Source organism: Rhodococcus sp. H29-C3, from assembly GCF_030063405.1.
Lineage (GTDB): Bacteria > Actinomycetota > Actinomycetes > Mycobacteriales > Mycobacteriaceae > Rhodococcoides.
Map to the genome: position 1 here is coordinate 100918 of NZ_JASITC010000013.1, position 7008 is coordinate 107925.

The 7008-nt window shown below is 59.5% G+C and carries 8 protein-coding genes and 1 pseudogene; 4 read left to right on the forward strand and 5 right to left on the reverse strand.

Annotation, left to right across the window (positions count from 1 at the left end; genetic code table 11):
* Nucleotides 1-53: 53 nt before the first annotated feature.
* Nucleotides 54-380: a transposase gene (locus tag QMK32_RS21175; RefSeq protein ID WP_269306752.1), complete on the forward strand. Its 327-nt coding sequence runs from the start codon at nucleotides 54-56 to the stop codon at nucleotides 378-380.
* On the opposite strand, the gene QMK32_RS21180 is transcribed toward QMK32_RS21175, so the two are convergent.
* Nucleotides 340-1401, reverse strand: coding sequence for an IS110 family RNA-guided transposase (locus tag QMK32_RS21180; protein WP_283477267.1), 1062 nt, complete (start codon nucleotides 1399-1401; stop codon nucleotides 340-342). The two genes, QMK32_RS21175 and QMK32_RS21180, sit on opposite strands and share 41 nt — an antisense overlap.
* A gap of 268 nt (nucleotides 1402-1669) precedes the next feature.
* Here QMK32_RS21180 and QMK32_RS21185 point away from each other — a divergent pair, with 268 nt between their 5' ends.
* Both QMK32_RS21185 and QMK32_RS21190 read left to right on the forward strand, forming a co-directional pair.
* On the forward strand, nucleotides 1670-2500 hold the full coding sequence (locus QMK32_RS21185) for an IS3 family transposase (protein WP_283477268.1): 831 nt from the start codon (nucleotides 1670-1672) through the stop codon (nucleotides 2498-2500).
* A 69-nt stretch (nucleotides 2501-2569) separates the two neighbouring features.
* Entirely contained in the window at nucleotides 2570-2893 is a 324-nt protein-coding gene (locus QMK32_RS21190) for an integrase core domain-containing protein (protein ID WP_502943724.1), read from the forward strand.
* A gap of 67 nt (nucleotides 2894-2960) precedes the next feature.
* Here the strand turns inward: QMK32_RS21190 and QMK32_RS21195 are convergent, their stop codons facing one another.
* The 4 genes and pseudogenes from QMK32_RS21195 to QMK32_RS21210 all read right to left on the reverse strand — a co-directional run.
* Nucleotides 2961-4226, reverse strand: coding sequence for a GmrSD restriction endonuclease domain-containing protein (locus QMK32_RS21195; RefSeq protein WP_283477269.1), 1266 nt, complete (start codon nucleotides 4224-4226; stop codon nucleotides 2961-2963).
* Between the two features lie 237 nt (nucleotides 4227-4463).
* Nucleotides 4464-5102, reverse strand: coding sequence for a DUF262 domain-containing protein (locus QMK32_RS21200; RefSeq protein WP_283477271.1), 639 nt, complete (start codon nucleotides 5100-5102; stop codon nucleotides 4464-4466).
* A 165-nt stretch (nucleotides 5103-5267) separates the two neighbouring features.
* Nucleotides 5268-5498, reverse strand: a complete 231-nt coding sequence (locus QMK32_RS21205; RefSeq protein WP_502943727.1) for an integrase core domain-containing protein — start codon at nucleotides 5496-5498, stop codon at nucleotides 5268-5270.
* A pseudogene (locus QMK32_RS21210) lies at nucleotides 5483-5929 on the reverse strand (DDE-type integrase/transposase/recombinase); the annotation flags it as partial. The pseudogene QMK32_RS21210 and the gene QMK32_RS21205, both read right to left, overlap by 16 nt.
* A 701-nt stretch (nucleotides 5930-6630) precedes the next feature.
* Between QMK32_RS21210 and QMK32_RS21215 the strand changes: the two are divergent.
* Nucleotides 6631-6906 (forward strand): IS110 family transposase, encoded by a 276-nt coding sequence (locus QMK32_RS21215; protein WP_283477273.1) that lies wholly within the window; start codon nucleotides 6631-6633, stop codon nucleotides 6904-6906.
* The last annotated feature ends 102 nt before the right edge of the window (nucleotides 6907-7008 follow it).

Below are 7008 nucleotides of genomic sequence, written 5' to 3' on the forward strand. Positions count from 1 at the left end.
CTTGTTCTAGAGTCCTGTTGCCCGTGACCTGGGCGGATAGGAAGATGAGAATTATGGCTGGACGGAAGCGGAACTCCGCTGAGGACATCGTGCGCAAGCTGCGCAGAGCCGACGAGCTCACCGCGGCGGGCAAAACGCAGGAGGAGATCGCCGCCGAACTCGAAGTCTCGGCGGCGACGTTGTACAACTGGCGCCGCCAGTACGGCGGCATGGACACCGACGCCGCGAAGGAACTCAAGGACCTGCGCGAGCAGAACGGCCGGCTCAAACGTCTGCTTGCGGATGCGGAGCTCGAGAAGGACGCGTTGAGGGAGGTGGCCAAGGACGCTCCAATAGATGTCAAGCAGTCAGCGCACCGTAATCTGCGCGCAGTGCGCTGAACACCTCACGCGCGAGGTAGCGTTTTTGGCATCGGAGGATCCCGGGCATCGATTTCCCCTCTGCTGTGCGGCGATTGGCGTAGGCGCGTGCCTCGTCGCTGTATTTGAGGCGGACGACGACGGCGGTGTGTAGGGCTTGGTTGACGCGTCGGTCGCCGCCGCGATGTAGCCGGTGCCGTGTGGTCTTGCCCGACGACGCGGGGATCGGCGCTACTCCGCACAGGTGAGCGAACGACGATTCCGACCGTAGCCGCTCGGGGTTGTCGCCGACGGTGACGAGTAGCGCGGCTGCGGTGTCGGGTCCTAGTCCCAGGATTTCCGAAGTTCGTGGTGCGCTCTGCTTGACGAGTGCTGTGAGGTATTGCTTGAGTTCTTTTGCTTCTCTGCGCAATTCGCGGCACCGCCCGGCGAGCGAGCGGAGTGCGACGATGGTGGCGTTGGTCGGGTCGGTGAGCGCGCCGAGGTCGGGTTCGAGTGCGATGCACGCATCGAGCAGTGCTGTGGTGGTGCGTCCGCGCAGGTGGGTGCGCAGTGTTTCTGGGGCGGTGACGATCATCGATCGGACGGCGTTCATCGATGCGGTGGCGGCTTTGACTGCGCTCGATCTCGCGACGCGCAGTGCTCGGATTGCCTCGATGGGTCCGTCGCAGTGTTTGGGTTCGGAGAGTTGGTTGCGGGCGAGGACGGCGCGGGCTGCTGCTTCGGCGTCGATCGGGTCGCTTTTGCCGACGTTGCGGCGGAGTTTGCGGTTCGGGCGCGGAACTTCCACGACCGCGACGGCGCGGGAGCGGAGATGCCGGGTGAGGCCGGCGCCGTAGGAGGCAGTGCCTTCGATGCCGACGGCGATGGGCGCTCCGTGGCCGAGGATCCATGTGTGTAGCTCGCGGTATCCATCTGTGGTGGTGTCGAATTGGCGACTTTCGATGAGGATTCCGGTGTCGGTGATGACGGCGGCGTGATGGGTGTCTGCGTGGGTGTCGACGCCGCAGTAGATGCGTGGTGGTGTGCGTTTCGGTGTCACGTGGTCCGGCCTTTCCTCGGGTGGTGTGCGCGAGGTTCGGACGGGCCAGTGACGGGCCGAGGTGGGGCGGCAGGCTCCTATGAGGTCACGGACTTCGCGTGCTCCACAGTGTTGTGGTGGCCTGCGGGCGAGGCGGTCGACGGGTCCTTCGAAAGGCACCGGGTGGGCCAGGAAAATTCGGAGTCAGGCCACCACGTCAGCGGGTTGATCCTATTATTACTGGAAAATTCTAGACCCAGCTGCTAAGCGCCGCGCCGTGGACATGCTCGTGAAGACGTTGAAGCTGTCGAAACGGTTGGCCTGCAGAGCAGTTGGGCTGCCCCGATCCACCTACGCCCGAACTCCGATCGCGCAGACACCCGCGGACCCTGATGCCGACCTGAGGGCGGCGCTCTGCACCTACGCAGGGAAGAACCCGATGCACGGGTTCCGCCGCGCCTGGGCGCATCTGAGGCACGATGCTGGCATCACGGTGAACAAGAAGAAGGTGCACCGGTTGTGGAAAGAGGAAGGTCTGCAGGTACGGATCTACCATCCCCGCAAGCGTGCCGGCATCAGCTCGACCCCACAGATCGAGGCCGATGCTCCGAAAGTCGTATGGGCACTTGATTTTCAGTTCGACTCCACCTTCGGCGGCAAGGCGATCAAGATCGCGTCGATGATCGACGAGCACACCCGGCTGTCCGTGCTGAACATCGTGGAGCGGTCGATCACGGCTCGGCGGTTGACCGAGGAGTTGGAGAAGGCGTTCGCGTTGTGGGGTGGGCCGCCGCTGGTGTTGCGGATGGACAACGGACCTCAGTTCATTTCGCATGTGCTGCAGCAGTTCTGCGGTGACCGCATCGGAATCTCGTACATCCCGCCGGGCACACCGTGGAACAACGGGCACATCGAATCGTTCAACAACCGACTACGGAAGGAATGCCTGAACCGCAACCATTGGATGAGTCTGCTCGAGGCGCGGGTGGTGATCGAGGATTTCAAGGACGACCACAACCACCGGCACCGCCACTCGTCGCTGAACTACCGAACGCCGGCCGAGTACGCTGCGAAATGCACCCACATCCACCAACCGGTGGACGGCTGCGAGATCGACTGACATCAATCAGAACCGGCTCTAGATCGAAGTGGTCCGACTATCGGGGACCTGCCAGGTGGGCCGCCGCTGGTGTTGCGGATGGACAACGGACCTGAGTTCATTTCGCATGTGCTGCAGCAGTTCTGCGGTGACCGCATCGGAATCTCGTACATCCCGCCGGGCACACCGTGGAACAACGGGCACATCGAATCGTTCAATAACCGACTACGGAAGGAATGCCTGAACCGCAACCATTGGATGAGTCTGCTCGAGGCGCGGGTGGTGATCGAGGATTTCAAGGACGACCACAACCACCGGCACCGCCACTCGTCGCTGAACTACCGAACGCCGGCCGAGTACGCTGCGAAATGCACCCACATCCACCAACCGGTGGACGGCTGCGAGATCGACTGACATCAATCAGAACCGGCTCTAGATCGAAGTGGTCCGACTATCGGGGACCTGCCAGTCGGTTGCCATGTCAAGCATCGAGACTTACATTCGGTCTTTGACGGCCGAGCAGGAATTCGTCGCGTAAGACTGACAACCTTTGACCGTCCGGTAATAGCCAGAAATGCCAACCGTTGGTCGCACCCTTTCGCAGATAATGACCGGCGCCAGATGGCGTCGTGAACCGTTGCCCGTCCAGTGAGAGGCTGGCATCGTTGTTTACGATAGCGGGAATATCCTTCCAATTCCCCGCGCGACTCCGCAGCTCGGTACCAGGGATGAGAAGCCCCGCGGAGGCAAGCTGCTTGAGTGTGACTGACGCAGTGGGCCCGGCTGGCTGGTCTTTGACCTTGCCGACATGTCCCTCAGGAACCGGCCACGTCAAGAGTAGACATTCGATGAGCGCAAGGGTGCGGTCATCGATCTGCTGTTCTGTCCAGCCTTGTCCTGAGATATCTCTTAAGCGTCGGTTCAGAAGAAATACGTCATGGGTGTCTATCAGAGCTCGTTTGCCGTTGTCGCCAAGCCAAGGACCGTTGGAAACTTTGCCGTTCAGTGCCTGTGTCAGCAGGGTGAGGTTGCCCAAGCGATGTATGTGATCTCGGCGGTTTTCCTGCTCGAATGGGTTCTCCACCGGCCAGTTGGCCTCCCACTTCTGGGGCATCAGGTGTTCGATTGGATAGCCGACGCGCGCTACCCGCTCATTGCCCAGGGGCTTCGCGCCTGTGAAGCCCCGCAGGTGGTCTTCGATCGCTTCGAGAAAGACCCGCAGGCGGCCCCGCTTGAAGCGTCGATAAACAGGTTGAGTCTTGATCTCTTCTATTACCTGTTCGTCACCGGGCCAATACGTACTGGTCGCGTTGAGGCGGGTCAGATAGGAGCGGACGGCTCCGGTCAGGTTTTCAGATGCGATTTGACGATGGCTTTTAATAAGATCGGCAACCACTCGTCCGAGGTCGCTGGTCCCCAAGCGGGTGAGCACACGACGCATGACCCAGCTTTCGCAAGCATTCACAACCCCGTCGATCACCGTCTGGTGATGGTTCGAACCCGGTTCGTGGAGCCAGATCAGCACTGGCTTGAGTACTTCGAGTTCACTCGCGTGTAACCGATAGACATTCAATTCCACTGTGTTCAAGGGCGAATTAGGCTCGCCAGCGCGCTCAGTCCAACGCTGGTACTGATCTGCCTGTTGCTTGATAATGGGTAAGAGCGACGTCATCGACTGCGCCGCTTCATGTTCTGTAAAGTGCTTGAACCTAGCGAAGGTTTGACGTGGACTGATCTCCTCGCCCACCCGCGATACCAGCCACTGATTTAGGAACAGGGAACTCCTGCTGATTAAATAGCGCCCAGCGCTGACTTCGCGTTCCCAGAAGACAGAGTCGAATGGCCAGTCGTCCCTGTAGGACTTCGCAGTGTCAGTTCCATCCGCGTCTAGTCTTTGGAATACGAAATTCTTGATGAGATCTGCCGCGGTCAAGGGTGTGCCACGCGCATTGAGCGTCTCAAAGATTTCCTGTGAGTTCTCATCTCACTGTAGGTCGATGACTACGAGCTGCAGACCCCTTGTCAGTACCCCCGTCAGAGCCTCAGCCCGAAGATGGGATTCGGCCCCCGGCATAGCCCCCAGCCAATTGTCTACCTCTGTGCAGAAGTACTCGTGTCCTTGGGTCAGGAGGCTGGCCGTATGCGTCAGGGCTTCGTAGTCAACGGGAGGATCTGCCTGCATGACTTCGTCGAACGCTGCACGGTCTCGGTTTGTGTGTCGAAGCTTGAGTCGGTCGTTCTCGTGCTCGACGTAATGTGCCGGGTTGTGCGTGAGCTCTTCGAGTCGTCGAGCTAAGTTGTCCTCGTCCCGCGCTTCGAGGACCGATGCTGTGGCGTCCATGACGAGCTGCAGGGTCGTCAGCCGCTGCTGACCGTCGATGATAAGCCGAGGCTGGAAGGTTCCCGTCTGGTTCTCCTGGGCCTGAAGGACAACGGCGCCGAAGAAGTGGGTTGCATTGGCGGAAGGTTCTTGAAGCCGCAGTTCCGCCAACCGACGGATGTCATCCCACAGCGGGACCCACTGATTTTCCAGGTTCCAGACGTAGGGCCGCTGAAACAGCGGGATGACCAGGTGCTGCGGGAGATTGAAAATATCCAGCGGCGAGCGCACTTCGGTCTTCACTTCACTCCTCAGTTGGGGACCCAGTCAAACAACACCGTACCTATCAATCATGGATGCCAAGGTAGATCTTGCGCCGCACGCAAGGGCGGCATGCGTTGTGTACCGCACCGGCGAGTCCGGAGAACTTGATGTGCCCCGAGTTTCGTGGCGCCGTCATATTTGACTTCAGGCTACGGGTTGATCTGTGAAGTGTACGTTCTCGAACTCGATCGGTGTCAGCATCCCGAGAGCGCTGTGCCTGCGTTGGCGATTGTGATAGATCTCGAGGTACTCGAACATGGCGTTGGCCAATTTGATCCTCGTTTTCCATCGCTTCCTGTTCAAAAGTTCGGTTTGCATTCTGCCCCAGAACGAGTCGATGACGGCATTGGCGTAGCAATCGCGATCAATCGCCAGAACTGACGTTGCACCGCCCGCGAAGGCTCCGGCCGCCCGGGCGGACGCATCGCTGGCCGAAGCGCACGATCAGCACGCCACTGCCGACGAGCCCCCGCTGAAACATCGCTGGCCTTCTTGCTCCAGTCTGCCGTAGCCAGTCGCACACCTCCGAGATCAGGGTGTTGCGACGACCAATTGAATTTACCTTGCACTCCGTGGTCGGAATTAATCAAAGTGCCGGGCGTCGGGCCCCGATTCGAAATGCCCATTCCCAGCGCGCTCGTCACCAATGTCGCCGTCTGAGAACTGGCGATAGACCACCCGACGACCCGCCTCGAAAACGTATCCAAGACAACAGCGCAATAGACCTTACCTTCGCGCGTAGGATGTTCCGTAATGTCTTTGAACCACAGCTTGTTCGGCTCGTCACGAGTGAACTTACGGTCCACGAGATCGCTCGCAGTCGGGTTTTATGCTTGGAACCCGCGCGCTTGTTTCCCGGAAGTCCGTTCACACCAGGAGCTCTCATCGATTCGGTACAGCCGTGTCCGACGGCAATAGCGTGACCGAGGGTGAGTTCAGCATGAACTCGGCGGGCCCCAAAAGCCCAAGACTCGGATGGATACAGACTTCCCCGACGAATATTCAATCAACCGGACGTAGTGGCCTCGAAGTCGGACGCCGAGATTGTCTCCTTGACGAACCCCTCGCTCAGCGGGATGCGAGGGAAATTCCTTGGCGGCAGCGACAAACCGCTCATAGGAATCCTTAGCCTCGGGCTTTCACGCCGGTAGGTAGGCGCGGCGTGTCAGAAAAGAAGAATGGTGCTCTGAACTGCGAAGATTGATCTTGCGAAGGAAACAATCCAGCCAGCACGAGGAGCACCAAATGAGTCGTGAGGATCTACTGAACATAGATTCTTACGGGGCAGCAGTTGACGGGTGAGCACACGGAGCACCTGGGCCCTCGGTGACGCGGAGTCCTACTGAATGACCGTGCCCTCGTCGACTGCCGTCGCCTGATCGCTGATGGGATGCCGTGCCGACCGGTCCACTTCTTTAGAAGCCGTTTGAGCACTCGTCATTTGGTCGCGACTAACGACGGCTGCTGCCTTGACCTGTAGTGCTACACACGACTCAGCGAGGTGACGATGATCATTATCGGGGACGATTGGGCGCAGGACCATCACGACATAGAATTGATGTCAGAGAACGGGGACGTCCTGGCCAGGTTCCGAGTTCAAGAAGATGCGGACGGACTCGCCACACTTCTGACGAGAATCAGTGAACACACCAGCGACACCGATCACGGCGACGGCGACGTGTTGGTCGGTATCGAGCGCGACAACGGTCCGTGGGTGACCGCTCTACGCAGTTACGGATATGTGGTCTACGCAATAAGCCTGAATGCACCGATTGGGCCGTGAACGTGACCGAGTCGCAGAAGCGAAATGCCCTGCCGTGGTGAAAGAATCAATCTTGTCTAGGGAAAGATTCGGCCACAACGAAGGGCATCTCGCAGATGCAAC